19 protein-coding genes and 3 pseudogenes are annotated in these 26,668 nt (G+C 70.9%); 10 read left to right on the top strand and 12 right to left on the bottom strand.

Going from position 1 to position 26,668, the window contains the following annotated elements; all coding sequences use genetic code 11:
- Window positions 1–306: 306 nt before the first annotated feature.
- From AB663_RS02915 to AB663_RS02905, 3 genes are read right to left on the bottom strand one after another with little or no spacing between them, the layout of a single operon-like run.
- Entirely contained in the window at window positions 307–1,110 is an 804-nt protein-coding gene (locus tag AB663_RS02915) for a MerR family transcriptional regulator (protein ID WP_442922660.1), read from the bottom strand.
- The gene (locus tag AB663_RS02910) at window positions 1,103–1,642 is read right to left on the bottom strand and encodes a VOC family protein (protein WP_067195699.1); all 540 of its coding nucleotides are present in this window, start codon (window positions 1,640–1,642) and stop codon (window positions 1,103–1,105) included. The genes AB663_RS02915 and AB663_RS02910 overlap by 8 nt, the downstream gene beginning before the upstream one ends.
- Before the next feature lie 45 nt (window positions 1,643–1,687).
- Window positions 1,688–2,278 (bottom strand): hypothetical protein, encoded by a 591-nt coding sequence (locus tag AB663_RS02905; RefSeq protein ID WP_067195696.1) that lies wholly within the window; start codon window positions 2,276–2,278, stop codon window positions 1,688–1,690.
- Window positions 2,279–2,431: 153 nt separating this feature from the next.
- Here AB663_RS02905 and AB663_RS02900 point away from each other — a divergent pair, with 153 nt between their 5' ends.
- Window positions 2,432–3,679, top strand: a complete 1,248-nt coding sequence (locus AB663_RS02900) for a glycosyltransferase (RefSeq protein WP_232304615.1) — start codon at window positions 2,432–2,434, stop codon at window positions 3,677–3,679.
- 2 nt (window positions 3,680–3,681) lie between these two features.
- On the top strand, window positions 3,682–4,908 hold the full coding sequence (locus AB663_RS02895) for a glycosyltransferase (protein ID WP_067202035.1): 1,227 nt from the start codon (window positions 3,682–3,684) through the stop codon (window positions 4,906–4,908).
- Window positions 4,909–5,018: 110 nt separating this feature from the next.
- On the opposite strand, the gene AB663_RS02890 is transcribed toward AB663_RS02895, so the two are convergent.
- The 3 genes from AB663_RS02890 to AB663_RS17080 are packed head-to-tail and all read right to left on the bottom strand — an operon-like array spanning window position 5,019 to window position 6,392.
- Entirely contained in the window at window positions 5,019–5,483 is a 465-nt protein-coding gene (locus AB663_RS02890) for a hypothetical protein (RefSeq protein ID WP_067195690.1), read from the bottom strand.
- 14 nt (window positions 5,484–5,497) lie between these two features.
- Window positions 5,498–6,175 carry a hypothetical protein gene (locus tag AB663_RS17310; protein WP_198147912.1) on the bottom strand — a complete coding sequence of 226 codons (678 nt, stop codon included), beginning with the start codon at window positions 6,173–6,175 and terminating at the stop codon, window positions 5,498–5,500.
- 40 nt (window positions 6,176–6,215) lie between these two features.
- Window positions 6,216–6,392: a hypothetical protein gene (locus AB663_RS17080; RefSeq protein WP_157540844.1), complete on the bottom strand. Its 177-nt coding sequence runs from the start codon at window positions 6,390–6,392 to the stop codon at window positions 6,216–6,218.
- A 125-nt stretch (window positions 6,393–6,517) separates the two neighbouring features.
- On the opposite strand from AB663_RS17080, the gene AB663_RS02880 reads away from it, so the two are divergent.
- On the top strand, window positions 6,518–7,489 hold the full coding sequence (locus AB663_RS02880) for a GlxA family transcriptional regulator (protein WP_067195684.1): 972 nt from the start codon (window positions 6,518–6,520) through the stop codon (window positions 7,487–7,489).
- A gap of 96 nt (window positions 7,490–7,585) precedes the next feature.
- On the opposite strand, the gene AB663_RS02875 is transcribed toward AB663_RS02880, so the two are convergent.
- On the bottom strand, window positions 7,586–8,287 hold the full coding sequence (locus AB663_RS02875; RefSeq protein WP_067195681.1) for an NRDE family protein: 702 nt from the start codon (window positions 8,285–8,287) through the stop codon (window positions 7,586–7,588).
- A 137-nt stretch (window positions 8,288–8,424) separates the two neighbouring features.
- Between AB663_RS02875 and coaBC the strand changes: the two genes are divergently transcribed.
- From coaBC to AB663_RS17495, 3 genes and pseudogenes are all read left to right on the top strand, one after another.
- Window positions 8,425–9,651 carry a bifunctional phosphopantothenoylcysteine decarboxylase/phosphopantothenate--cysteine ligase CoaBC gene (coaBC, locus tag AB663_RS02870; protein WP_067195677.1) on the top strand — a complete coding sequence of 409 codons (1,227 nt, stop codon included), beginning with the start codon at window positions 8,425–8,427 and terminating at the stop codon, window positions 9,649–9,651.
- Window positions 9,652–9,818: 167 nt separating this feature from the next.
- Window positions 9,819–10,493, top strand: a pseudogene (locus tag AB663_RS17500) (HpcH/HpaI aldolase/citrate lyase family protein); the annotation flags it as partial.
- Window positions 10,473–11,210: pseudogene (locus AB663_RS17495) on the top strand (transketolase-like TK C-terminal-containing protein); the annotation flags it as partial. The pseudogenes AB663_RS17500 and AB663_RS17495, both read left to right, overlap by 21 nt.
- A gap of 212 nt (window positions 11,211–11,422) precedes the next feature.
- On the opposite strand, the gene AB663_RS02855 reads toward AB663_RS17495, so the two are convergent.
- Window positions 11,423–12,190 (bottom strand): IclR family transcriptional regulator, encoded by a 768-nt coding sequence (locus AB663_RS02855; protein WP_067195666.1) that lies wholly within the window; start codon window positions 12,188–12,190, stop codon window positions 11,423–11,425.
- Window positions 12,191–12,345: 155 nt separating this feature from the next.
- Between AB663_RS02855 and AB663_RS17730 the strand changes: the two are divergent.
- A pseudogene (locus AB663_RS17730) lies at window positions 12,346–13,722 on the top strand (aspartate/glutamate racemase family protein); the annotation flags it as partial.
- Window positions 13,723–13,952: 230 nt separating this feature from the next.
- Window positions 13,953–16,160, top strand: coding sequence for an ATP-dependent Clp protease ATP-binding subunit (locus AB663_RS02845; protein ID WP_083511068.1), 2,208 nt, complete (start codon window positions 13,953–13,955; stop codon window positions 16,158–16,160).
- A gap of 454 nt (window positions 16,161–16,614) precedes the next feature.
- Here AB663_RS02845 and AB663_RS02840 read toward each other — a convergent pair whose 3' ends face one another.
- Together AB663_RS02840 and AB663_RS02835 are read right to left on the bottom strand one after the other, a co-directional pair.
- A complete protein-coding gene (locus AB663_RS02840) occupies window positions 16,615–17,592 on the bottom strand; it encodes a hypothetical protein (RefSeq protein ID WP_232304614.1) in 978 nt (325 codons plus the stop codon).
- Window positions 17,593–17,810: 218 nt separating this feature from the next.
- Entirely contained in the window at window positions 17,811–19,178 is a 1,368-nt protein-coding gene (locus AB663_RS02835; RefSeq protein WP_067202030.1) for a glucose-6-phosphate dehydrogenase, read from the bottom strand.
- A gap of 78 nt (window positions 19,179–19,256) precedes the next feature.
- On the opposite strand from AB663_RS02835, the gene AB663_RS02830 reads away from it, so the two are divergent.
- The gene (locus AB663_RS02830; RefSeq protein ID WP_067195659.1) at window positions 19,257–21,053 is read left to right on the top strand and encodes a glycoside hydrolase family 15 protein; all 1,797 of its coding nucleotides are present in this window, start codon (window positions 19,257–19,259) and stop codon (window positions 21,051–21,053) included.
- 159 nt (window positions 21,054–21,212) lie between these two features.
- On the opposite strand, the gene AB663_RS02825 is transcribed toward AB663_RS02830, so the two are convergent.
- Together AB663_RS02825 and AB663_RS02820 are read right to left on the bottom strand one after the other, a co-directional pair.
- Window positions 21,213–21,800, bottom strand: a complete 588-nt coding sequence (locus tag AB663_RS02825) for a nitroreductase family protein (RefSeq protein WP_067195655.1) — start codon at window positions 21,798–21,800, stop codon at window positions 21,213–21,215.
- Between the two features lie 186 nt (window positions 21,801–21,986).
- Window positions 21,987–22,931 (bottom strand): LysR family transcriptional regulator, encoded by a 945-nt coding sequence (locus tag AB663_RS02820; RefSeq protein WP_067195651.1) that lies wholly within the window; start codon window positions 22,929–22,931, stop codon window positions 21,987–21,989.
- Window positions 22,932–23,064: 133 nt separating this feature from the next.
- On the opposite strand from AB663_RS02820, the gene AB663_RS02815 reads away from it, so the two are divergent.
- On the top strand, window positions 23,065–26,598 hold the full coding sequence (locus AB663_RS02815) for a proline dehydrogenase family protein (RefSeq protein WP_067195648.1): 3,534 nt from the start codon (window positions 23,065–23,067) through the stop codon (window positions 26,596–26,598).
- Window positions 26,599–26,668: the final 70 nt, after the last annotated feature.

Here is a 26,668-nt window from a genome sequence, read left to right as displayed (position 1 = left end):
GGCGGGCGCGGGGTGCGCACGCGGGGGGTGCGCGCGCCCCGGTGCCGCCCACGCCCCGCCCCCGCGCGCGTCCCGTGTGCGCCCCGTGCCCCCGCGCGCGTCCCGGTGCCGCCCACGCCCCGCCCCCGCGCGCGTCCCGTGTGCGCCCCGTGCCCGCCTGCGTCCCATGCCCGCCCGAAAAGTCGGATTCGTGGGGCGGCGCGCCGTGCAGCGCGGGGTCCGGGCGGCGTGTCGCCACGGAACTCCGACTTTTCGCACGCCCTCGAGCCCGCACCAGCACCCGCGCGGAAGGGGAGTGGCGCCGGGTCAGCGCCAGACGGCGGCGTCGGGGTCGATGCCGTGGGCGCGCGCCGAGGCGTCGATGATCTGCCGGAACCACGAGGCGAGACCCGGGCGGATGCCGTCGTAGTACGCCGCGAACCCGGCATCCGCCTCGAACATCCGCCCGAGGCACACCTGCATCTCCCGGCTCAGCGGGAAGAAGTGCGAGAACACCTCGCGATGCCGCTCGACGAGCTCGTTCGCCTCGTCGCTCCCGGCCGCGACGCCGCGGGACAGCGCGTCGGCCAGACCGCTCTGCACGGCCGACATCGCGTCATGCAGAGCGCGCCACTCCTCGCGCCCGCGCGTGGCTGAGCGCTCGGCGAACTGGGCCCACTGCAGCGAGCCGCCCCATGCGATGCGCGCCTGCGACGTCTGCGACGGATCCCAGTCGGGGCCGAAGAGCTCGGCCTGCTCGGCCTCGTCGAGCAGGATGCCGCGCTCATGCGCCTGCATGAGGCGTTCCAGGCGCTGATCCAGACGCTCCAGCTCGCGCATGCGTTCGGCGAGCTGCGCCCGCTGCGCCCGCAGGGTCTCGCCGATCTCGGCCGTGGTGTCGTCGACGACCTCTCTGATCGCCTCGAGGCCGAGCCCGGCCGCGCGGTACGCGACGATGCGCTGCACACGGTGCAGATCGTCGTCGGTGTAGCTGCGATAGCCGGCGGGACTGCGCAACGACGGGCGGGCGAGCCCGATCTCGTCCCAGTGGTGCAGGGTGCGCACGGTGACCCCGGTCAGCTCGGCGGCGCGACCGACCGTCACACCGGTCCGCACCTCGCGATCAGCCACGATGACCATTGTCGCCCTCCTCGTCCGTGCCTGGTACCGGGATGCCCGCCGCGGCGAGGCTCTGCGCCTCGGCGCTCGACGGGTCGAACTCGCGCGGCGCCGTGCAGATCACCCGTGCGCCCTCCGGCGTGATGACCTCGACGTCGCGCGTGAGCCACGGCGTGTCCCGCGGCCCGGTCGTGCTGCCTGGCCTCAGTTCGGCGCAGGCCTCGGCGACGCCGTCGAGCTCGCTGAGCACGTACGAGAAGCTCACGCTCATCGCCGGAGGATGCTCGGGTCCGTCGGGCTCGCCTGGCACGAGCAGCACGTCCTGGAACGCCCACCGCCGCAGATGCACCACGCCCGGCATCCGGAACAGCTCGATGAAGCCGAGGCCGCGCAGCCAGAAGTCGACCGACGCGTCGAGGTCGTCGGTGGGGATCGTCACGAAAGCGGGCATCGCGTAGATGCCGCGGAAGATCTCCGGGGCGACGGCGCGCGCGCCGCGCTCGGAGGTCGGACCCATCTCGAAAGCAGGAAAGAAATCGTTCATGCGAGCGATGCTCCCCCCTGACGTTACGTGAGGGTCAAGCGGGCATCACGCCGGAGGCAGGCGCAGCACCTCGGGCGACTCACCGCCCGTGATCTCGTCGGCCACCCGGATGCTGCGCGCGAGGTCGTCGAGCGCGCCGATGACCGTGCCGAAGCGCTCGCGGTCGCTGCAGATCGCCGTGAGGGTGACGAGGTGCGTGCCGGTGTCCCACGTGTACGTCGCGAAGGGCGGCGCCGTCGGCGACTCCGGGATCGGCACGACGAGCTTCTCGCCGGCGCCGAGCCACCGGCTCGAGAACGACTCGGTGTCGTCGTAGTCCATCGGCATCGAGGCCCTGGCGATCCGCACCTCGGGGGTCAGCGCCTGCGCCGTCACCATGGCGACGACGAGCTCGGGGTCGGCCTTCCACGTCCACACCAGCACGCGTCCGTCCGCGCGCTTCATCAGCAGCGGTGCGGCCTGGCTCATCGCCCACGCGCCGAATCGTGACCCGGGCCGGGGAGTCGCCCCGAGGGCGGAGGTCGCCTGGCTCAGCAGCATCCTGATCGCGGCCTTGCGGTGCCGCCGTCCGCGGAATCCGAAGGAGTCGGTCACCGGGATCCAGAGCCGGGGGTCGGCATCCGCTGCGAGTCTCATGACTCCACGGTAGGGGCATGACGGCGAGAATCAGCCGAGAGTCCGCGTCAACGGATGCCGGTATGCCTGGGCGGACCGCGCAGTGCCCTCGGGTAGAGTGGCCTGCGCCCGACCAGGGCATTTCCGTGGCCGTTGTACCTTAAGGCAGCATCCGTGACCTCGACCGACGACCCGACCGAACCGTCGCGCACCCCCGACGCCGACTCCGCCGCCGCGGAGCCCGCGACAGGTCAGCGACCCCTGCGCATCCTCCTCGGATGCGACACGTTCTCTCCTGACATCAACGGCGCCGCACGCTTCGCCGAGCGCCTCGCCGCCGGCCTCGTGCAGCGCGGCCACGACGTGCACGTCACGGCGCCGAACACGGCCTACCGCCGCACGGCGCCGCGCACCGAGGTCATCGAGGGTGAGCCCATGACGCTGCACCGGCTGCCGTCGGTGCGCTGGGCCCCGCACGACTGGCTGCGCTTCGTATGGCCGTGGCGGTCGAAGCACTACGCGCGCAAGGTCCTCGACGCCGTGCAGCCCGACGTCGTGCACATCCAGTCGCACATCGTCATCGGCCGTGGACTGGCCCGCATCGCCCGCCAGCGCGGCATCCCGGTCATCGCGACCAACCATGTGATGGCCGAGAACATCCTCGACCACACCACCATGCCGAAGTTCATCGACGACCTCGTCCTGAAGTTCGCGTGGGCCGACGCGCGGCGCACCTTCGCGCTCACGCGCGCCATCACCACCCCGACGCGCCGCGCCGCGGACTTCCTGGAGCGCACGGTCGACGTGTCCGGCGTCATCCCGGTCAGCTGCGGCATCGACCGCAGCCAGTACACCCCGGTGATCGGTCCGCGCGAGAAGAACCGGATCGTCTTCGTCGGCCGGCTCACCGCCGAGAAGCAGGTGGAGGTCATCCTCAAGGCGATGACGAAGCTCGACCCGGGTCTGGACGCCTCGTTCGACATCGTCGGCGGGGGAGACCAGCGCAAGCAGCTCGAGCATCTCGCGGCGCAGCTGGGCCTCGCCGACCGCGTCACCTTCCACGGGCGCACGACCGACGAGGAGCTGCGCGCGCTGCTGTCGCGGGCATCCGTCTTCGCGATCGCCTCGATCGCCGAGCTGCAGTCCATCGCCACGATGGAGGCCATGGCGTCGGCTCTGCCGATCGTCGCCGCGGATGCCGTCGCGCTCCCGCACCTCGTGCACGACGGCGAGAACGGCTACCTGTTCGAGCCGGGCAACGCCGACGAGCTGGCCGCGCGCCTGACCGACGTGCTGACGGCGGAACCAGCCGAGTACGAGCGGATGCAGCGGGCGTCGCTCGACGGCGTCGTGATCCACGACATCAACCGCACGCTCGACACCTTCGAGGCGCTGTACCGCGACGAGCCGCTGCCCGAGTGACGATGCACGTCGTCTTCTTCGGCGATCAGCACCTCGACTCCCTCGGCGGCGCGCAGGTCTCGATGCGCCTGCAGCGCGCGTTCCTGGAACGCGCAGGGCACACCGTGACGGTCGTCGCGCCGCGCATGCACGGGCCGAGAGCCGCGACCGTGCCCGATCCGGCGAACGTCGACCTGCCGTCGGTCCCTCTCACCGTCGACCGCGAGTACTCGATGAGCTGGCCGGGCCGCGCGACCGACCGCCACCTCGACGAGGCCATGACGCGCCGGCTGCCCGTCGACCTCGTGCACGTGCAGGCGGACTTCTGGGGCGCCTTCATCGGACACCGCTTCGCGGCGAGGCACGGCATCCCCGTCGTGCACACGATGCACAACAGGGTGGACGTCGGCATCGCCGCCGTGACGCCGCTGCACCGCCCGGCGCTGGCGTTCCTCAACGCGTGGCGGCGCCGGGCGCTTCGCGGCATCGGCGAACCCGTCGCGGGCCGCGATGGATGGTCGTATCTGCGCGGACTCGCGGCCGGCGCATCGGCCGTCACGGCGCCGTCGACGCATTTCGCCCGACGGCTCGAGCAGAACGACGTGTTCCGTCCGGTCGACGTGGTGTGGAACGGCATCGATGACGACCTCCGCGACGCGACGCTCGCCGCGGCACCGGAGGAACGGATGCCGGGGCGGCCCCGCTTCGTCTGGCTGGGGAGGATGAGTCCGGAGAAGAGGCTGCTGCCTTTCCTCGAGGCCTTCGTCGCCGCGGGGATGGACGCGGAGCTGGAGATCATCGGCGGAGGGGCACAGCGCGCCGCGGCGGAGAGGATCGTGACTGGCATGCCGCACGTGCGCTTCGCCGGACGGCTCGACTACGCCGAGACGCTCGCACGCATCGCCGCCGCCGACGCGCTGGTGCAGACCTCGATCGGCTTCGAGACGCAGGGCATGACCCCGTTCGAGGCCGCGACCCTTGGCACTCCGTCGGTGATCAGCGACCCAGACATCGCCGCGGAGCTCGGCGGCGGCCTCTGGGCCGTGCCCGATCCGTCGGAGCCGGGGCAGAGCGCGCGGGAGCGCGAGGCGCGCAGGATCGCCGCGCTCGCCGAGACGCTTCGGACCGCGGCATCCGACATCGCATCCGGCCGGGCTCCCGTGCCGCTGCCGTCGGTCGCCGAGGCGTTCCGTCAATCGTCGCGCACGGCGGCGATGATCGAGATCTACGAGCGCGTCTTGGCCGGGTGACCCCAGGTCGGCGTCACGGTGCGGCCGGGGCGCGTGGGGCGCGCGGCGTGGGGCGCGCGGCGTGGGGCGCGTGGCGTGGGGCGCGTGGCGTGGCGCGTGGGGCGCGTTCCTCAGAACACGTACCAGAGCAGCGTCGAAGCCCAGCCGAGCAAGCGGATCACCACGCCCGCACCCGCGATGCCCACCGCGATGGCCGCGAGCAGTCGCGGCTCGGGCCGGCGGAGCGCGATGAGCCCAAGGACCAGAGCGGCGACCTCGCCCAGCAGAACGAGGATGTTGACCACCGTCGAGAGCGAGTCGGCCACGTCGTAGTTGCCGCTGGCGAACAGGAACGGCGTGATGAGGTTGACCAGCGCCCCGAGGGCGAACGCGATCACCGCGATGAGGAAGGCCACGCGGCCGAGCGGGTTGCCCGGCTGAGGCGCGGGAGCCGGGCTGCCGTAGGGCGAGGTGCCGGAGGGCTGAGGGTAGCCGGGTGCGTCCTGCCCGGGGGCGCCGGAGGGCTGAGGGTAGCCGGGGGTGCCCTGCCCGGGGGTGCCGGAGGGCTGAGCCGGAGGGAAGTGCGGTTCGCTCATGATGACTCCGTCGGTCAGAGGAGGGTGTGCAGGAGACTGGCGATCCAGGACAGCACGGTCCCGGCGATCTCCGATGCGGCGATGCCGATCGCGATGCCGGCCAGCACGCGCGGACCGGGACGCCGGATGGCGATGAGCCCCACGATGAGTGCGACGACCGAGATGGCGAGCGTGAGGAATCCGACGACTCCGGTCACGACCCCGATGAGCCCGAACGACGAGATGCCGTAGCCGCCGTAGAGCAGCGGCAGCGAGAACGTGCTGAGCGCGCTGATCACCAGCCCCACGATCGCGATGATGAAGGCGATGCGGCCGAGCGAACCGGCGGATGCCGCGGGCCGCGGACCCGCCGGGTACGGCTGCCCTGGGTAACCGCTCGCAGCGGGGTAGGGCTGGCCCTGCGGTGGTGCTCCGTAGGGCTGGCCCTGGGGCGGTGCTCCGTAGGGCTGGGCCTGGGGTGGGGTTCCGTAGGGCTGGCTCGGGTAACCGCCCGCTGCCGGGTGGGGTTGCGCCTGGGGTGGGGTTCCGTAGGGCTGGCCTGGCTGACCGGGCTGGCCTGGTTGACCGGGCTGGCCTGGTTGACCGGGCTGACCGGGTTGACCGGCCTGACCGGGCTGACCGGGCTGGCCTGGTTGACCGGGCTGGCCTGGTTGACCTGTCGGCGGAACGGGGGGCTGCTGAGGCTCGCTCATGAGACGAGCGTAGTGCGCGGACTCGCCGGAACGGGGGTGCTCAGCGGTGGATGCGCCCGATCTCGGCCGAGTCCAGCGCCTCACGCCCATGACGTTCGGCCGGCGCGACGCGCGTCCAATCGGTCGGGACGGCGCGGTATCCGTCGCGGCGCACCTCGATGATCGTGGCGACGATCGCCCACCCTGCCAGGACGAGGAGTGCGATGATGAGTATCATGGCAGAAACGCTACGTTCATCGTCGTTCCGCCACGAGTGGCAGGCATGACGCCGAACGTAGGAAAACTGCCAACATCGAATGCGCATGACGAAGTGGGAGTGCGCATGACGAAGCGGGAGTATGCATGAAGACGGTCGCCTGCATCATCCAAGACGGATTCGCCCCGTTCGAGTTCGGCGTGGCCTGCGAAGCCTTCGGGCTCGACCGCTCTGACGACGGCGTCCCGAACTTCGACTTCCGCGTCGTGGCGCCGCGTCCGGGAGTCGTGCAGTCCAAGATGGGCTTCTCGGTCAACGTCGAGAACGACCTCTCCTTCGCCTACGAGGCCGACCTCGTGGTGTTCTGCCCGATCCCGCGGCAGTACTGGGACAGCATCGATCCGCTGCTCCTCGACGTCGCGCGGCACGCGGTCGACCGCGGCGCCTGGGTCATCAGCGTCTGCAGCGGGTCGTTCATCCTCGCCGCAGCCGGAGTGCTCGACGGGCGCCGAGCCACGACCCACTGGATGTACGCGCACGACATGGCCGCCATGCATCCGTCGATCGACGTCGACCCCGACGTGCTGTTCGTGCAGGACGGACGCATCATCACGAGCGCGGGCACCGCTGCCGGGATCGACGCGTGCCTGCACCTGCTGCGCCAGGAGGTCGGCGCGGAGCTCACCAACCGCATCGCCCGCCGCATGGTCGTGCCTCCGCAGCGCGACGGGGGTCAGGCGCAGTTCATCGACCGCCCCATCCCCGTCGTGCCCAGCGACTCGCTCGCAGCCGTCGCGGATTGGGCCGTCGAACACCTCAGGGACGATCTCGGGGTCGATCAGCTGGCAGCCAAGGCCCTCATGTCGCCGCGCACCTTCGCCCGGCGGTTCAAGGCCGAGTATGGAGCGACGCCCGCGGCCTGGCTGGCGCGGCAGCGCATCATCCACGCACAGCGGATGCTGGAGCGCACCGACCTCCCGCTCGACCACATCGCCGAGGAGTGCGGATTCGGCTCGGCCGCGGTGCTGCGTCAGAACTTCTCGCGCGTGCTCGGCACCACGCCGACCGCGTATCGCGCGCGGTTCTCCTGCGCCGACGACGAGGCGCCGGCGGCGTAGGCGCGGATCGGCTCACGCGTGCGGGCGTGACGGCGCGGGCGCGGGGAGCGGGCGGATCTGTTCACGCGTGCGGGCGCGGGGAGCGCGCGGATCGGCTCACGCGTGCCAGCGCGCGGGTGCGGGGAGCGCGTGATAGTCGACGCTCACGCCGTCGGGCGCCACCGATGCCGTGCAGTAGAGCAGCGACTGCGTCGGGTAGCCGTGCGGCCGGTTGTCGCGGATGATGGCGCGGTCGTCCTCGGGGGAGAGGCGGGCGGATGCCGCGAGCAGCGCCGTCCATTCCTCCGCCCACTGCGGGCTGTCGGCTGTCGGCCCCAGCGCGCGGAACTCCGGGAGCCACGCGGCGATGCGCGGGGTCGCCTCATCGTCGAGGTCGTCGTGCGCGATCATGTGCGTGCCGGGGGTGATCGGCGCCTCCCGCAGCTCCGCGCCGTCCCAGCTCAGCACGCGGGCTCCCGTGGGGCCCACCTCGAGCAGGTTGAAGCCGTGCATGCGCAGCGGCGGCTGCGGCGAGCGACCCGAGACCGACTCGAGCACGAGAGAGCCGCGCGACATCGCGAGCTCGGTGGAGAGGTCGACGACATCGGCGCGGTTGAGCAGCACGGCAAGCCGGTGCTCGACCGGATCGACCGCGAGCCACGCGCCGCCCGCGCGGCGATCGCGGATGCCCGACACCCCGGGGTACTGCTCCGGCCACCAGGCGCCGAACTCGTCCCACTCCCGCAGCGGATCCTCATCCCGCACCGCCAGCAGCCGTGCCGTCTCGGCATCCGTCACATCGATCACGACCGTGCACACGCGCCCCAGTCTAGGCAGCCGGAATCGGTGCCGGCCCGGGTTTCGAGTCGCATGAATTGACCGCATTTCGCCGCGGAGGGGGCAATTCATGCGACTCGAAGGCGCCCTCGGTGGCCAGGGCGGGCAGAATCGGGAGGGTGAACATCGTCGTCGGAGTGTCGGGCGGCATCGCCGCATACAAGTCCGTGCAGCTGGTGCGCCTGCTCGTCAAGGCCGGTCACGACGTCACGGTCGTCCCCACCGACGACGCCCTGCGCTTCGTCGGCGCCCCGACCTGGGAGGCGATCAGCCGCAACCCGGTGACGACGAGCGTGCACGACGACGTCGCCCGCGTGCGTCACGTCGCCCTCGGTCAGGGCGCCGATCTCATCGTGGTCGCCCCGGCGACCGCCAACACCATCGCCCGCATGGCCGCCGGCATCGCCGACAACCTGCTCGGCACCACGCTGCTGGCGTCGGTCGCCCCCGTGCTGATCGCTCCGGCGATGCACACCGAGATGTGGCGGCATCCGGCGACCCAGGCGAACGTCGCGACGCTCCGGCAGCGCGGAGTGCACGTCATCGGCCCGGGCGAGGGGGAGCTGGCGGGCGGCGACAGCGGACCGGGACGGATGCTCGAACCCGAGGAGATCGCGGACGCCGCGCTGGCGCTGCTCGCTCCGCGTGACCTCGAAGGGCTCCGCGTCGTCGTGTCGGCCGGAGGGACGAGAGAGCCGCTCGACCCCGTGCGCTACCTCGGCAACCGTTCCAGCGGGCGGCAGGGCGTCGCCGTCGCCGCCGAGGCCGCGCTCCGCGGCGCCGACGTGACCCTGGTCGCCGCGAACGTCGCCGGCGACGTGCTGCAGGCCGCACGGCATCCGTCGCTGCGCGTGGTGCATGCGGGGTCTGCGGCGGAACTGGGCGCCGTGATGCGCACCGAGGCGCAGGGCGCCGACGTCGTGGTGATGGCCGCCGCCGTCGCCGATTACCGTCCGGCCACGGTGTCCGACCGCAAGCTGACCAAGGAGTCCGGGGGCGTCACCGCGATCGAGCTCGTCGAGAACGAGGACATCGTGGCGGGGCTCGCCCGGGACCGGGCACCGGGAACCACCGTGGTGGCCTTCGCCGCGGAGACGCCGCGCAGCGACGAGGAGCTCCTCGAGCGAGCGCGCCGCAAGCAGCAGCGCAAGGGCGTCGACCTGCTCGTCGTGAACGAGGTCGGCTGGGAGCGCGGCTTCGAGAGCGCGGAGAACGCCGTGCGGATCCTCGGCCGGGACGGTGCCGTCGTGGCGTCCGTCGACGGGTCGAAGCGCGCCGTCGCCGCGGCGTTGTGGGATGCGGTGGCGGATGCCGTCACGGCGGACGCTGAACACGACGCGCACTGAGTTCGCTGAGCGCACTGAGCGCACTGAGTCCACGGACCTCGTTCGTCGTCTGCGCTGATCGGCGGAGCCGTCGTCTGCGCTGATCGGCAGGAGTCGCTGGCGCGCGCGTGCCACCGGAGTATCTTTTTCGTAACGTAAAAATCAGATTCCACGAAACGGAAAGAACGATGAACGCTCCTCTGCCGCCCCGAACCTCGCGCGAGATCGCGCCGGAGCTCGCCCGCTCGTGGCTCCTTGTTGCGGCGACCCGTCCGGAGACCTTCGACGACGCAGCCGCATCGCCGGCCGACGCCGTCGTGCTCGACGTCGAGGACGCGGTCGACGCCAGCCGCAAGGACGAGGCGCGCCAGAGCGTGGTCGACTGGCTCAGCACCGGCGGCAGCGCGTGGGTGCGCATCAACGACGCGGCGAGCGAGCACTGGGCCGTCGACATCGAGGCCTTGCGCTCGGCACCGGGACTGCGCGGAGTCATGCTCGCGAAGACCGAGTCCGGCGGCCAGGTCATGGACACGTTCAACAGACTCGGCGCCACGGTCCCCGTCGTCGCGCTCGTGGAGTCGGCGATCGGCCTGGACAACGCCACGGAGATCGCGCGGGCCAAGGGCGCCTTCCGCCTCGCGTTCGGCAGCGGCGACTTCCGTCGGGACACAGGGATGTCGGCCGACCGCGAGGCGATGGCCTAACCTCGTGCTCGTCTGGTCATCTCCAGCCGGGCCGCCGGGCTCCCCGGACCGATCGACGGACCCACCGTCGGGACGAGCCACCCGGTGCTCCGCGAGCAGTCGGCGATCACCGTGTCGATGGGCATGACGGGCAAGCTCTCTGCGCTGCTCGCCGCGACCAACCCCGCCGTCGTCACCTACGACCCCGCCTACGGCTACGAGATCGGCCACATCATGCGCGCGGGACTCGAGCGCATGTACGGACCCGACTCCGACGACCGCGACGTGATCTACAACCTCATGGTCTACAACGAGCCGATCATGCAGCCCGCGGAGCCCGAGGGCGTCGACGTCGACGGGATCCTGGGCGGCATCCATCGCCTCTCGGCCGTCGACGGTCCGCAGACGCACCTGCTCGCGTCGGGCATCGGCGTGACCTGGGCGCTCGAAGCGCAGCAGCTGCTGCGCGACGACTGGGGCGTCGCCGCGGACGTGTGGTCGGTGACCTCGTGGACCGAGCTGCGGCGGGATGCCGTCGCCGCCGAGGATGCCGAGTTCCTCGGGCGCGGGGCGAGGACGCCGTTCCTCGTCTCGCAGCTCGCGGGGTCGACGGGCCCGATCGTCGCGGTGAGCGACTACGCCAAGGGCCTCCCAGACCAGGTGCGGCAGTTCGTGCCGAACGACTGGGCCACGCTCGGCGCCGACGGCTTCGGCTTCTCGGACACGCGCGCCGCTGCCCGGCGCTTCTTCAAGATCGACGGTCCGTCGATCACGGTGCGTGCGCTGCAGCTGCTCGCCCGGCGGGGGCAGATCGACGCCGCCGTGTCCGCGCAGGCTGCGGAGAGGTACCGGCTGCTCGACGTCAACGCCGGCACGAGCGGTTCCGACGCGGAGTAGCCCGAAGCGCCCGGCCCGTGAGCGTCGCCCGCTCGCGGGCCGGGCGCGGGCCTGGGGCACAGGGGTCCGCGCGCAGGGGTGGGGGCATAGGCGCATGCCTGGGGAACAGGGGCCCGGTCACAGGGCTCCGCGCAGGCGCAGAGTCAGCGGGGAGAGTCAGGGTGTCCGGTCGCTGAGCGAGGAGCGCAGCGACGAGACGAAGCGCGAACCGATCAGGAGGCGAGCTCGGCCGAGATCGCCTCAGCGGCGCGACGCAGCAGCGGGACGGCGCGCTCGCCGAACTGCTCGTCGACGCGCGAGACCGGCCCCGAGACCGACACGGCCGTCGGAGTCGGAGCACCCGGGATGGCCATCGAGAAGCAGCGCACGCCGATCTCCTGCTCCTGATCGTCGATCGCGTAGCCGCGCTCCCGGATGACCTCGAGCTCGGCGAGCAGCGCATGGACCGTCCCGATGCTGAACTCCGTGGGGGTCGGCATCCCGGCCCTGCTCACGATGCCGCGCACAGTCTCGTCCGGCAGCTGCGCGAGGATGGCCTTGCCGACGCCCGTGTCGTGCAGGTGCGCCCGACGCCCCACTTCGGTGAACATGCGCATGGAGTGCTGGGACGGCACCTGGGCGACGTAGACGACCATGTCCCCGTCGAGCACGGCCATGTTGGCGCTCTCGCCCAGCGCATCGACGAGGCCCTTGAGCTGCGGACGCGCGAGTGCGCCGAACTGCCGCGACGCGCCTTCGCCGATGCGGATGAGCCGCGGTCCGAGCGCGTACCTGCGGTTGGGCAGCTGCCGCGCATAGCCGAGCGACACGAGCGTGCGCAGCAGGCGGTGGATCGTGGGGAGGGGCAGGTCGGTGGATGCCGCGAGCTCGCTGAGGGTGACGTCGCCTCCGGCATCCGTCACCAGCTCCAAGAGCTCGAAGACGCGCTCGACGGATTGCACGCCGGAGCCGGCGCTCTTCGGGGTCCTGCTCTCAGCCATTGAAATCCTCCACGGTCGCGATCATTCCATCATGCGAGAGTCGGCTGTCGGAAATCGAGAGCGGGCTGTCGAAATTCTCAGCGCTCTCTCTCGGCTCTTGCGCCAAGTTTCCATAAAGTAGATAATAGACTCTACGATACGAAACATCGCCTGGCACGGAGATCGTCGGCCTCACTCCCGACTTCGGCGCAGAATCCTGCGAGGGCAACGTCGAGAGCTATCTCGCCGCGATCGCCGTGATGGACAAGGTCGTGCGCTACGAGGGCGAGTACGACGCCGTGATCCAGGCGGGCTACGGCGAGCACGGGCGGGAGGGGCTGCAGGAGCTGCTGGCGGTGCCGGTGATCGACATCACCGAGGCGGCGGCGTCGACCGCGATGTACCTCGGGCGGTCGTACTCGGTGGTCACCACGCTCGACCGCACGGTGCCGCTCATCGAAGACCGGCTGATCCTCGCCGGGCTGCACGACCGCTGCGCCTCCGTGCGGTCGTCGGGACTCGGCGTGCTCGAGCTCGAATCCGACCCCGAACGCGCGGTCGAGGCCATCGCCGCCGAAGCACAGCGCGCCGTCGAGGTCGACAGGGCGGAGGTCATCGTCCTCGGCTGCGGCGGCATGGCGGAGCTCAAGGACCGCGTGGTCGAGCTGTGCGGGGTTCCCGTCGTCGACGAGTTCCCTCCGCTCGACGCCGACGAGCTCGAGGAGGACATGCGCGAGCTCGCATCGTTCGACTCGGTCATGATCGTGCACGCGGAGGATTCCCGCGCGATCGACCGCGCCCCGCAGCCCGAGGGTGATGACTACGGCAAGTTCCTCGCATCGCGCCCCCGCGGTGCCGAGAACCTCGCGATCGCCGAGGTCATCGAGCGGGCGCGCTGGACCGGCGCCCGCGCGCACATCCTGCACCTGTCGTCGTCGGACGCACTGCCCATGCTGCGCACCGCCAAGCAGGACGGACTCAAGCTCACCGTCGAGACGTGCCCGCACTACCTCACGCTCACGGCCGAGGAGATCCCCCATGGCGCCACGCAGTTCAAGTGCTGCCCTCCCATCCGCGAGGCGGGCAACCGCGAGCTGTTGTGGCAGGGGCTCGAAGACGGAACGATCGACTTCATCGTCTCGGACCACTCGCCGTCGACGCTCGACCTCAAGGACCTCGAGAACGGCGACTTCGCGGTGGCGTGGGGCGGCGTGGCGTCGCTGCAGCTCGGCCTTTCGCTCATCTGGACCGAGGCGCGACAGCGCGGACTCTCGCTCGAGACGGTGGTCGGATGGATGAGCGAGCGGCCGGCGCAGTTCGCCGGGCTCACCGGCAAGGGGCGCATCGCACCGGGCTACGACGCCGACTTCTCGGTGTTCGCGGCCGACGACGCCTACGTGGTCGACGTCGCCAAGCTGCACCACAAGAACCCGCTCACGCCGTATCACGGCAAGGCGCTCGCCGGGGTGGTCCGGAAGACCTGGCTGCACGGCGAGGTCGTCGACTTCGAGACTCCGCGGGGCCGGCTGCTGCGCCGGGGGATGACGGAGTAGGAGCACGCCGCAGCAGTCGCGGTATCCGTTCTCGGGGCGGGTCGGGCATCGCGCCGGCCCGCCCTTCGCGTGCCGCCGGAAGGGGGGTGCCTTCGCGTGCCCGCGGGAACGGGCCTGCGTTGACGGCGGAAGCGTGTCCGGAGTAAACTTGAGTCAAGACCACTCAAGTTTTACCCCGGTCGCTCTCGGCGGCCGGCATCCGGCCAGAAGGAGTCTCCTCAGGAGGACGCATGACGACCCCACAGACCAGTCCGCAGAGCGAAGAACAGCAGTCCGCGCTCGAGCAGTTCGGGATCAACCTCACCGACCGTGCCCGCCAGGGCAAGCTCGACCCCGTGATCGGGCGGGACAGCGAGATCCGGCGCGTGAGCCAGGTGCTCACCCGCCGCACGAAGAACAACCCCGTGCTCATCGGTGAGCCCGGCGTCGGCAAGACGGCCGTCGTCGAGGGCCTCGCGCAGCGCATCGTCGCGGGCGACGTGGCCGAGTCGCTCAAGGACAAGGAACTGGTCTCGCTCGACATCTCGGCACTCGTCGCCGGCGCCATGTACCGCGGCCAGTTCGAGGAGCGGCTGAAGAGCGTGCTCAAGGAGATCACCGAGTCCGACGGGCGCATCATCACGTTCATCGACGAGCTGCACGTGCTGATGGGCGCTGGCGGCGGCGAGGGATCGGTCGCGGCATCCAACATGCTCAAGCCGATGCTCGCGCGCGGTGAGCTGCGCCTCATCGGCGCGACCACGCTCAACGAGTACCGCGAGTTCATCGAGAAGGATGCCGCGCTCGAGCGCCGCTTCCAGCAGGTCTACGTCGGCGAGCCCTCGGTGGAGGACACGATCGCGATCCTTCGCGGGCTCAAGGGCCGCTACGAGGCGCACCACGGTGTCACGATCTCCGACAGCGCGCTCGTCGCCGCGGCCGCGCTCTCGAACCGGTACCTTCCGGCGCGTCAGCTGCCCGACAAGGCGATCGACCTCGTCGATGAATCGATGTCGCGGTTGAAGATGGAGATCGACTCGTCTCCCGTCGAGATCGACCAGCTCAAGCGCCAGGTCGACCGCATGAAGCTCGAGGAGCTCGCGCTCAAGAAGGAGAAGGACGACGCGTCGAAGGAGCGCCTCAGCACCCTGCGCGAACAGCTCGTCGTGCAGGAGAAGGAGCTCGCCGAGCTCGAAGCGCGCTGGGCGAGAGAGCGTCAGGGGCTCAACCGGGTCGGTGAGCTGAAGAAGCAGCTCGACGACGCCATCACGCAGCGCGACCTCGCCATGCGCAACGCCGACTACACGACTGCGTCGAAGCTCGAGTACGAGACCATCAAACGCCTGGAGCGCGACATCGCCGAGGCGGAGCAGGCCGAGGCTGCCGCCTCGACGGAAGGGCGCATGGTCAACGAGCAGGTCACCGAGGAGGACATCGCCGCAGTGATCGCGGCGTGGACCGGCATCCCGGTCGGCCGTCTGCTGCAGGGCGAGAGCGAGAAGCTGCTGCATCTCGAGAGCGAGCTCGGCAAGCGCCTGATCGGTCAGAAGGAGGCCGTGAAGGCGGTGTCGGATGCCGTGCGGCGCTCGCGCGCCGGCATCAGCGACCCCGGGCGCCCGACCGGATCGTTCCTGTTCCTCGGCCCGACCGGTGTCGGGAAGACCGAGCTGGCGAAGGCGCTTGCCGAGTTCCTCTTCGACGACGAGCGCGCCATGGTGCGCATCGACATGTCGGAGTACGGCGAGAAGCACTCCGTCTCGCGGCTCGTCGGTGCCCCTCCGGGGTACATCGGCTACGAGCAGGGCGGGCAGCTCACCGAGGCCGTGCGGCGTCGCCCCTACAGCGTCGTGCTGCTCGACGAGGTCGAGAAGGCGCACCCCGAGGTGTTCGACGTCCTGCTGCAGGTGCTCGACGACGGGCGACTCACCGACGGGCAGGGGCGCACGGTCGACTTCTCGAACGTCATCCTGGTGCTCACCTCGAACATCGGCTCGCCGATCCTCATCGACCCGGTGCTGTCGCCCGACGAGAAGCGCGAGCAGGTCATGGCGCTCGTGCGTCAGGCGTTCCGGCCGGAGTTCTTGAACCGTCTCGACGACATCGTGATGTTCCAGGCGCTCAGCGAAGACGACCTCGCGCAGATCGTGGAGCTGTCGATCGATCAGCTGCAGAAGCGGCTGCACGAGCGCCGGCTCACGCTCGGTGTGACCCCGGATGCTCGGTCGTGGCTCGCCGAGCGCGGCTACGATCCGGTGTTCGGTGCTCGCCCGCTGCGTCGGCTCATCCAGACCGAGGTGCAGAACCGCCTCGCCACGGCGCTGCTGTCGGGCGGGGTGCGCGACGGCGACACCGTGCGCGTCGACGTGGCAGCAGACGGCACCGGCCTCGTGCTCACCAGCGAGGGGCCGGCCCCGCAGCTCGACGACGACGTGATCGAGGCCGAGCTCCTCGACGACTGATCCCGGTGCGCTCGCGCGCGGGGGCGGATGCTGCACGGCATCCGCCCCCCGCGCCTGTCTTGCGCTGATCCTGTGTCCTGTCTTGCGCTGGGTCTTGCGCTGATTCTGTGTCCTGTCTTGCGCTGATCCCGCGCTCCCCGCTTGCGCTCCGTCCTGCGCTGACCCTGTGTCCTACCGTCGACCCGGTACCCGATGCGCGCGGTTTGGACACCGGGTGGATGCGAGCATACCGGGTTGGTGCGAGCGCGGCAGGAGCACGGGCGGGGGGACGTGAGTGCACCGGGTTGGTGCGAGTGCACCGGGTTGGTGCGAGCGTGGGCGGAAGCACGGGCAGGAGTGCACAGGGTGGGCAGGAGCACACCGGGCGGGCGGGAGCGCACAGGGTGCACGGGCGAAGCGCTGCCGGAGCGGCGGCGGCAACGGCGGCGGCAACGGCGGCGGCGTGGTGGCGGGATCAGGGGGCGGTCAACCACGCGGCGAGCCTGGCTCTCAGGCCCTGGCGTGGACGTGCCGCGACGCTGCGCTTCACCTCGTCCTTCCACCACGTGAAGAGGCGAGCAGCCTGCTCGTCGATGGCGGTCTTCCCACGGTTGGTCGCGTATGCCGAGATGACGCGATAAGGCCAGAGGCGCGTCGTGATGCGCGGCAGCAACAGGACCACGGCCGTGAGGAGACCCAGGATGATGAACGCGAAACCTGCCGGCGGGATCGCGAGCAGCGGGAGACCGAACAGCACACCGATCGCGCCCCCGATCAGCACGATGAACCCGCCGAGTCGGCGATACGCGGTGCTCTGAGTCCTATCTGCACGGATGAGCCATCCGAGATGGGCCACGTACCCGGAGTAGGAGAGCAGGAGCATGGCCGGCTGCAGCGGCCAGAGCGATCCCAGCATGAGCGCGACGAGCCCGCAAGCGGCGTAGGTGACGACGACGGGGATGACGCAGATCGCGACGACCGCGAGGACGAGTTCCGGCCTCGTCGGCGCCGCGGGCAGAGGGTCCCGCTCGAGCAGACGCAGAGCTCGAACGTGCCTCGCCCGCGCGAAGATCATGCGTCGCCGCAGCGGTGCGATCTCGGAGACGCCGAGCCCGAACAGCATCACCGCCCAGCAGCACATCCACAGCAGCACCGCGGTGGATGCCGTCGCCGGGGAGTGGACCACAGCGAGCGGTGTCAGAGCTCCCATCGCGCCGATGGTGACGGTGCACACGCCGGCAAGGGGACGGATGAAGCGCCGTGCTCGCGGAGGTACGGACTGCCAGTCTCCGGCGAGGCCGGTGAACGCGGCAACAGCCACGAGAACCATGCCGACGGTCTGAATGGCGCTGAACCCATTCGTGAACGCGGGGGACAGCCACCCTCCGAGCCCTGCGACGGTGGACCAGTAATCGGAGATCACCGGCTGACGCCCCGTGCTGAGAACCAGCACGACAACGAACGGGAGGCTGCCGAACGTGAGTGTCAGGACCGGCCATAGCATCCAGACGGAAACCATGGCGGGAACGGACGCATACCGTGGGGATCGAGTGATTGTGCTCACCGGACGACGGTACGACCCGTGCGAAGAGGTCGAACGTCTCGACGAACGAGCGGTAGTGGCCGCATACCGGAATGACGCTTTCCCCGCCTGAACGCGGGCGTCCGCGGTCAGTTCGACGTCGGCCACGAGGCCGGGCCCAGGGACCCGGCCGCGTATTCCTCCAGCGGCACCTCGCCCTTCGCCCACGCATCCCGCACCGGCTGGATGATGCGCCAGCATTCCTCCGCCTCATCGGCGCGCACCGACAGTGCGACCTCGCCATCGAGCAGCTCGTCGAGCGCCTCCTCGTAGGAGCGGCGCTGGCCCTCGCCGAGGTCCGCCGTGAGGTCTTCGTCGCGCAGCGCGAACGGATCGTCGCCGCCCGTCACGTGCAGCCCGAGCACCATGGTGTCCGGCCCGAGCGAGAACGTGAGGCGACCGCCGTCGGCCGGCTGGCCCGCGAGGCCACGGGGCAGATGCCGCACCTGACGGAAGGTCACCACGACCTCCGAGTGCTTCGCCCGCAGGGCCTTGCCCGAGCGGAGCACGAACGGCACGCCCTCCCACCGGTCGTTCGACACCTCGAAGGTCACCTCCGCCAGGGTCTCCGTGTTCCGCGCGGCGTCGACGCCCTCCTCGTCCACGTACGCAGGGAGCTCGCGATCGCCGACGCGCCCCGCCGTGTACCGCGCACGCCGCGACGACGCGGCGGGATCGTCGCCGCGTACGTGCGTCGCCCGCAGCACGGCCGCCTTGGCATCGCGCAGATCGCGCTCATCGAGGCTCGCCGGCGGATCCATCGCCAGCAGCGCCAGCACCTGCAGCAGGTGGCTCTGGATCATGTCGATCATCGCGCCCGCCTTGTCGTAGTAACGGGCCCTGCCTTCGAGGGCCAGGCTCTCGTCGAACCGGATGAACACCGACTCGATGTGCTCAGCCGACCACACGGGCTCCCAGATGCGGTGCGGGAGCCGCACGCCGAGCAGGTTCAGCAGCGTCGACCTGCCGAGGAAATGGTCCACGCGGAACACCTGCTGCTCCGGCACGAGTGCGAGCAGGCGCTCGTTGAGCTCGCGCGCCGACGCCTCGTCGTCGCCGAACGGCTTCTCCATCGCCAGCAGGGTGCCCTCGGGCAGCGTCAATCCCTGCATCGCCTCGATGGCAGCTCTCGTGACCGCCGGCGGCAGGGCGAAGTACAGCACGGTGCCCGGAGCAAGGGACTCGACCAGCGACGCCACCGCCGTGCGGTCGGTCACGTCGGCCGCCACGTAGTCCTCGATGTGCACCCGATCGAGCGCATCCGGAGCATCCGTGAAGGCGTCGGACACAACCGACCGCCAGGTGCTCGCGTCCCACGCCTCGGTACCTGCCCCGCGCACTGCGATGCGCCGCTGGGGCTGGCGCTGCAGCAGCGCCGCGAGCGACGGCAGCAGCAGCCGAGAGGTGAGGTCGCCCGAGGCGCCGAGGATGAACAGAGTCGTCGGAGTGCTCGTCATGGCCGCGAGGGTACTCGCCGATGCCGTGCGGATGCCAGACCCTGGCGTCGGCGTGCGGGCCATGCCAGACTCCGAGGCGTGGCTGCGCGCATCGAGGACTACGCACTCCTGAGCAACTGCCGCACCGCGGCGCTCGTGTCGACGACAGGGAGCATCGACTGGCTGTGCCTGCCCAGACTCGACTCGCCCTCGGTGTTCGGCGCCCTCCTCGGAGACGAAGCGCACGGGCGCTGGCAGCTGCGGCCAGCCGACCCGGATGCCATCTGCACGCGCCGGTACGACGGAGACACCTTCGTGCTCATCACCCGGTGGGAGAGCGCGGATGCCGTCGCCGAGGTGCACGACTTCATGCCCATCGGGCTCGACCCCGACGTCGCCATCCGCCGCACGGACCTCGTGCGGCGCATCATCGGCGTGCAGGGCGAGATGCGGTTCGCGCAGCGGCTCAGCATCCGCTTCGACTACTCCCGCGGCATGCCATGGGTGCGGCAGACGGGCACGGAGAGCCATCCGTGCCTCGTCGCGATGGGCGGGCCGGATGCCGTCGCCGTGCGCGGCGCGCGGCTCACGGCGGCCGATCACCGCCACGAGGGCGAGCTCACCGTCAGGGCGGGCGAGGTGCGCAACCTGCACCTGACCTGGTTCCCGTCGCACCGGGACGTGCCGCCCGAACTCGACACCGACGACGAGCTCGAGCAGACGAAGAGCTGGTGGCAGGAGTGGGCCGACCGCATCTCGCACGACGGCCCCCGCCGCGGCGACGTCGTGCGCTCGCTGCTCATCCTGCGCGCCCTCACGAACCACGAGACGGGCGGCATCGCTGCCGCGGCCACCATGGCGCTCCCCGAGGAGATCGGCGGAGAGCGCAACTGGGACTACCGCTACGTCTGGCTGCGCGACGCGGCCCTCACGCTGGAGGCGCTGCTCGACCACGGGTTCCTCGTCGTCGCCGACCGCTGGCGCGAGTGGCTGCTGCGCGCGGTCGCGGGCGATCCGGGAGACCTGCAGATCATGTACGGGTTGGCGGGCGAACGCGATCTCCTCGAGCGGGAGCTGCCGGCCTTCCCCGGGTATGAGGGATCGAGGCCCGTGCGCATCGGCAACGGAGCCGCCGCCCAGTACCAAGCGGATGTCGTGGGGGAGGTGCTCGTCACGCTCTCGGCTGCGCGGTCGGCGGGGCTCGACGAGTCGGAGTTCTCGTGGCCGCTGGAGCGGCAGCTCGTGCGCTTCGCCTCGGAGCAGATCGAGCGGCCCGATCAGGGGCTGTGGGAGATCCGCGGCGAGCCGCACCACTTCACGCACTCGCGGGTGATGATGTGGGCGGCGTTCGACAGGGCGGTGCGGGGCGTCGAGGAGTTCGGCCTCGAGGGGCCCGTCGATCGCTGGCGGGGTCTGCGTGATCGGATGCGGGAGGAGATCGACACCCGCGGCGTCGTCGACGGGCACTTCGTGCAGTACTACGGCACGAACGAGGTCGACGCCTCACTGCTGCTGCTCCCGCAGGTGGGGTACTGCGAGCCAGGGGATCCGCGGATGCTCGCGACGGTCGACCGCATCGAGCAGACCCTCATGCGCGACGGGCTCGTCCGGCGGTACCGCACCGGAACAGGGGTCGACGGGCTCTCCGGAACCGAGGGCGCGTTCCTCGCGTGTTCGTTCTGGCTCGTGGAGCAGTACGCCCTGACCGGGCGCCGCGAGGAGGCGCACGCGCTCATGGACCGGCTCTGCGGTCTCGCGAACGACGTGGGGATGCTGTCGGAGGAGTACGACACGGTCGCTGGGCGGCAGCTGGGCAACACGCCGCAGGCGTTCTCGCATCTCGCGCTCGTGCGCGCGGCCGACGCGTTGACCCGCACGGCACATCGGCCTCGCTGACCTGGACCCCGCTCGGCTACGAGAAAACCCCCTGTGAATCACGGGGATCACAGGGGGTTCCGGCGGCCGGCACGGGTCTCAGCGCGAGCGGCCGGGTTTCGGCGGCCGGCACGGGTCTCAGCGCGAGTGGCCGGGGACTCGACGAGATCCGGCGCAGGGTCAGGCGCTGAGGATCACGGTCTCCGAGATCGGGCGGCGCACGCGCGGGGCGACCTCGCGCTCCTTGAGCACATCGGGCAGCGCCTCGACATCGCCGAAGTCGCCGACGGCGATCACGGTCACGGCGGAGAAGCGGGGGTCGAGGTCGGCGAACTCGCGGACGACCTCGGGGTCGAAGCCGCTCATCTGGTGCACGTACAGTCCGTCGTTGTGCGCCTGCACCGAGAAGTGCGCGACCGCCTGGCCGAGGTCGTAGACGGCGTGCGTGAGGGGCGTGCCGTCCTCCGTCGCGGTCTCGGCGACGGCGACGACCAGGGCAGCCGCGTTGCCGGCCCACTGCTGGTTGAAGCCCATGAGCGACTCGACGATCTGCGCGTGCAGGGCGGTGCCGCGGCGCGCGACGATGAAACGCCACGGCTGCGTGTTGTTGGCGGACGGCGTCCAGCGGGCCGCCTCGAGGGCAGCGGCGAGCTTGGCCTCGTCGATGGGGGTCTCGGCGTCGAAGGCGCGCGGGCTCCAGCGTCCGGCGAGGACGTCGAGGACGGGATGCTCGGTCGGCGCAGTGCGGTCGATGACGGGAGTGCTCACAGGAGTGTCCTTTCAGAAGGAGCGGGCGGGTCGGACTCCTTCGTCCGGGTACACGAGGCCGAACGCATGTATGTGCATGCATATTCCCGGATGCCGGATGCCGGATGCCGGATGCCGGATGCCGGATGCCGGATGCCGGATTCCGGATGCCGGATTCCGGATGCCGGATGCCGGATGCCGGATGGCTCAGGGGACTTCGGGCGGTTTCCCGAGGCTTCCTGCAGGAACGGAACCGGCAGGGGACGCGGCATCCGCGAGCGCCCGCCGCACCGCCCTGATCGCCGGAGACGCCGCCGACACCCGCCGCGCGGCCGAGAAGATCTCGCGCCGCGGCGCGCCGGGGAGGGGCACGAGGTCGAGGGTCGGCGCGTCGCCGGCCCAGACGAGTCCTGGCAGCAGGCCGACCGCGAGCCCTGCACGGATCAGGCGGATGTGCGTCGTGAGGTCGGCCACCTCGAAGTGTACGTCGGGCTCGAATCCCGCGGACCGGCACAGCTGCTCGGCCCAGGCACGCGACGCCGTGCCCTGAGGCTCGAGCACCCACGGCTCGTCGCTCGTGGATCTCAGCGCGGCGAGCGGATCGACCTCGCGCGGCACCCCGGGCGGCAGGGCGAGCGCGATCGCGTCGTGCGCGAGCATCACCCGGTCGAGGTCGGGGGTGATCGGACGGGAGTGGCCGGGATACTGCTCCGCCAGCATGAGGTCGAAGTCGCGCCCGGCGACGCCGACGAGACCCGTCTCCGGATCGCACTCGGTCACGTCGACGCGGAGCGACGGATGCTGCGCCTGCAGCGCGAGCAGCGCCGGAGGAAGCAGCGCGTGCGCTGCGGTCTGGAACACGGCGACGCGCACGGTGCCGGTGACCTCGGCGAGCGACTCGGCGACGGCCACGCGGGCGTGCTCGAGCCGGTCGAGAACTCCGACGGCCTCGGCGACGAGCACATCGCCCTGGGGGGTGAGCTGCACCCCGCGGCCGACGCGGCGCAGCAGCGGCACGCCCACCTCCCGCTCGAGCGCCGCGAGCTGCTGCGACACGGTCGCCTTGCTGTACGACAGGGCGTCGGCGACCGCGGAGAGCGTGCCGCGTCGCGACAGCTCGACGAGCATCCGCAGGCGGTTCACGTCGAGCATCCGGGCTCCGATCGTTCACTCTGACTGAACAGAAACGGCGAAAATCGATTGATAGACGTAGCCTACCGGCGGGCTTCACAATGATCGTGCGCACACGACCCGGATGTGCGATCGCCTGGAAGGTCCCCCGCCAATGACTGTCGTCGACGCCGCATCCGACGCCGCCCGCCGCCCCCGCACCGACGAGGTCGCAGCCCTCGTGCAGCGCTGGCTCGCCGAGAGCGAGACGCACCCCGTCGAGCCCGCGGCGCAGCGCCTCTCCGAGGTCCTGAAGGACCCGAACGGCCTCGCGTTCACCGTCGGCTTCGTCGACGGCGTGATGCGCCCCGAAGATCTCAAGGTCGCCGCGCGCAAGCTCGCCGACCTGTCGGACATCACCCCCGCACTGCTGCCCGGTTACCTGCGCCTCGCCATCAAGGCGGGCGGTTTCTGGGCACCGGTGCTGCCCGGCGTCGTCGTGCCGATCGCCCGCCGCGTGCTGCGCGCGATGGTCGGACACCTCGTGCTCGACGCCACCCCCTCCAAGCTCGGTCCGGCCATCGCGAAACTGCGCAAGAGCGGCAACCGCCTCAACCTCAATCTGCTCGGCGAGGCCGTGCTCGGCGAGCGCGAAGCCGGGCGCCGCCTGAAGGGCACCTACGACTTCCTCGCCCGCGACGACGTCGACTACGTCTCGATCAAGGTGTCGAGCGTGGTCAGCCAGTTGTCGATGTGGTCGTTCGACGAGGCCGTCGCAGACGTCGTCGAGAAGCTCACGCCGCTCTACGAGCTCGCCGCCGCCGCCGAGGCGAAGGGCAAGGCCAAGTTCATCAACCTCGACATGGAGGAGTACCGCGACCTCGACCTCACGATCGCGGCGTTCACCAGCATCCTCGATCAGCCGGCCCTGAAGGACCTCGAGGCCGGCATCGTGCTGCAGGCCTACCTGCCCGACGCCCTCGGCGCCATGCAGCGCCTGCAGGAGTGGGCTGCGGCCCGCCGCGCCAAGGGCGGGGCGCCCATCAAGGTGCGCGTCGTCAAGGGCGCGAACCTCGCCATGGAAGAGGTCGACGCGAAGATCCACGGCTGGCCGCTCGCCACTTACGGCACGAAGCAGGACTCCGACACGAACTACAAGCGCGTGCTCGACTGGGCCATGACGCCCGAGCGCCTGCATGCCGTGCGCATCGGCGTCGCCGGCCACAACCTCTTCGACATCGCGTACACCTGGCTGCTCGCGAAGGCGCGCGGCGTGACGGATGCCGTGGAGTTCGAGATGCTGCTCGGCATGGCGACAGGGCAAGCGGAGGCCGTGCGCAAGGACGTCGGCAACCTGCTCCTCTACACGCCGGTCGTGAACCCCGCCGAGTTCGACGTCGCGATCGCCTACCTCGTGCGCCGCCTCGAGGAGAACGCGAGCCCGGAGAACTTCATGTCGGCGGTGTTCGAGCTGTCGTCGAACCCCGAGCTGCTGCAGCGCGAGCGTCAGCGCTTCGAGCGATCGCTCGCCGCGCTGGAGGCGGAGGTCGTGGCGCCCGCCCCGAATCGCACGCAGGACCGGAGCACCCTTCGGCTCGCCGCGGACGCCAAGGAGCAGGGTAACGCGAAGCGGACCTTGAACGAGGAGCGCGGCCACGAGACGACGGATGCCATGACCGGATTCGCGAACGAGCCGGACACCGACCCCGCACTCGCCGCGAACCGCGCGTGGGGCCGCGACATCCTCCGGCGCTCGACGTCGTCGACGCTGGGTCAGGGGGCCATCGCCGCCGCCCGCATCGAGACGGCGGAGCAGCTCGACGCGGTGTTCTCCGCGGCATCCGCGGCGGCGGAGAAGTGGGCGGCACTGCCGGCATCCGATCGTGCCGCCGTGCTGCACCGTGCGGGGCGCGAGCTCGCAGCGCGCCGCGGCGAGCTCATCGAGATCATGGCGCACGAAGCCGGCAAGACCATCGCCGAAGCCGACCCGGAGGTCTCCGAGGCGATCGACTTCGCGCACTACTACGCCGAGCGCGCGCTCGACCTCGAGCGCATCGAGGGCGCGGAGTTCGTGCCATCGCGCATCACGGTCGTCACGCCGCCGTGGAACTTCCCCGTGGCGATCCCCGCAGGCGGCGTGCTCGCGGCGCTCGCGTCCGGATCGAGCGCGGTCATCAAGCCGGCGAAGCTCACGCAGCGCTGCGGCGCCGTGATGGTCGAGGCCCTGTGGGCCGCCGGCGTGCCGCGCGACCTGCTCGCCCTCGTCGACCTCGGCTCGCGCGAACTGGGGACCCGTCTCGTCTCGAGCCCCGAGGTCGACCGGGTCATCCTCACCGGCGCCTACGAGACCGCGAAGCTGTTCCGCTCGTTCCGCTCCGACCTGCCCCTGCTCGGCGAGACCAGCGGCAAGAACGCCATCATCGTCACACCGTCGGCCGACCTCGACCTCGCCGCCGCCGACGTCGCCCGCAGCGCGTTCGGCCACGCGGGCCAGAAGTGCTCGGCCGCGTCGCTCGCGATCCTCGTCGGCTCGGTCGCCGACTCGAAGAGGTTCGAGCGTCAACTCGTCGACGCCGTGCGGTCGATGCGCGTCGGGCTGCCCGACGACCCGGCCACGCAGATGGGCCCGATCATCGAGCCGGCGAACGGCAAGCTGCTGAAGGCGCTCACCACCCTCGACCGCGGGGAGCGGTGGCTCGTCGAGCCGCGCAAGCTGGATGCCGAGGGCAAGCAGTGGACCCCCGGCGTCAAGATCGGCGTCGCCCCCGGCTCGACCACGCACCTCACCGAGTTCTTCGGCCCGGTGCTGGGCATCATGCGCGCCAAGGACCTCGACGAGGCCATCCGCCTGCAGAACGCCGTCGACTACGGCCTCACCGCCGGCCTGCACTCGCTGAACTCCGAGGAGGTCGCGACCTGGCTCGAGCGGGTCGAGGCGGGCAACCTCTACGTGAACCGCGGCATCACCGGCGCCATCGTGCAGCGTCAGCCCTTCGGCGGCTGGAAGCGCTCCGCCGTGGGCGCGGGTGCGAAAGCCGGTGGCCCGAACTACCTCTTCGGGCTCGGCGAGTGGAAGCCCGCAGAGCTGCCGGCGACGGCCTCCGACGCCGCGGTCACCTCGGATGTGGCGGCGCTGCTCGCCGCGGCATCCGATCTCGACGCGACAGAGCGCGAATGGCTGCAGCGGGCAGCGGCATCCGACGAACGGGCGTGGACGACCGAGTTCGGCATCGTCACCGACAAGTCGGGCCTGGGAGTCGAGCGCAACCTGTTCCGCTACCGCCCGGTCGCGGTCGACGTGCGCATCGCCGAGGACGCGCCGCTCGTCGACGGCATCCGGGTGATCGCCGCCGCGCTGCGCAGCGGCAGCCCGTTCACGGTGTCGGCGCCCGCCCTTCCGGCGAAGGTCGAGAAGGCGCTGCGCTCGCGCGGCGTGACGGTGGAGCACGAGAAGGATGCCGCCTGGGTACGGCGCTTCGCGAAGTCCGTCGCCAAGGGCGAGAACAGCTGGCAGCGCGTGCGGCTCGTCGGCGGTGAGGCGTCGACGCTCTTCGCCGCGATCGACGGTCTGCCGGATGTCGCGGTGTGGTCGCACGCCGTGACCGGCGCCGGACGCGTGGAGCTGCTGCCCTTCCTGCACGAGCAGGCCGTGTCGATCACGAACCACCGGTTCGGCAACCCCACCGCGCTGTCCGACGGCGTGATCTGAGCGAGGGATCGTCCCGCCCTGTGCGGGCGCCCCGCTCTGTGCGGCGATCGCCCCGCCCTGTGCGGCGATC

Source organism: Microbacterium sp. XT11 (assembly GCF_001513675.1).
In the GTDB taxonomy this organism is placed as follows: Bacteria; Actinomycetota; Actinomycetes; order Actinomycetales; family Microbacteriaceae; genus Microbacterium.
This window is presented reverse-complemented; position numbering and strand designations above follow the sequence as displayed.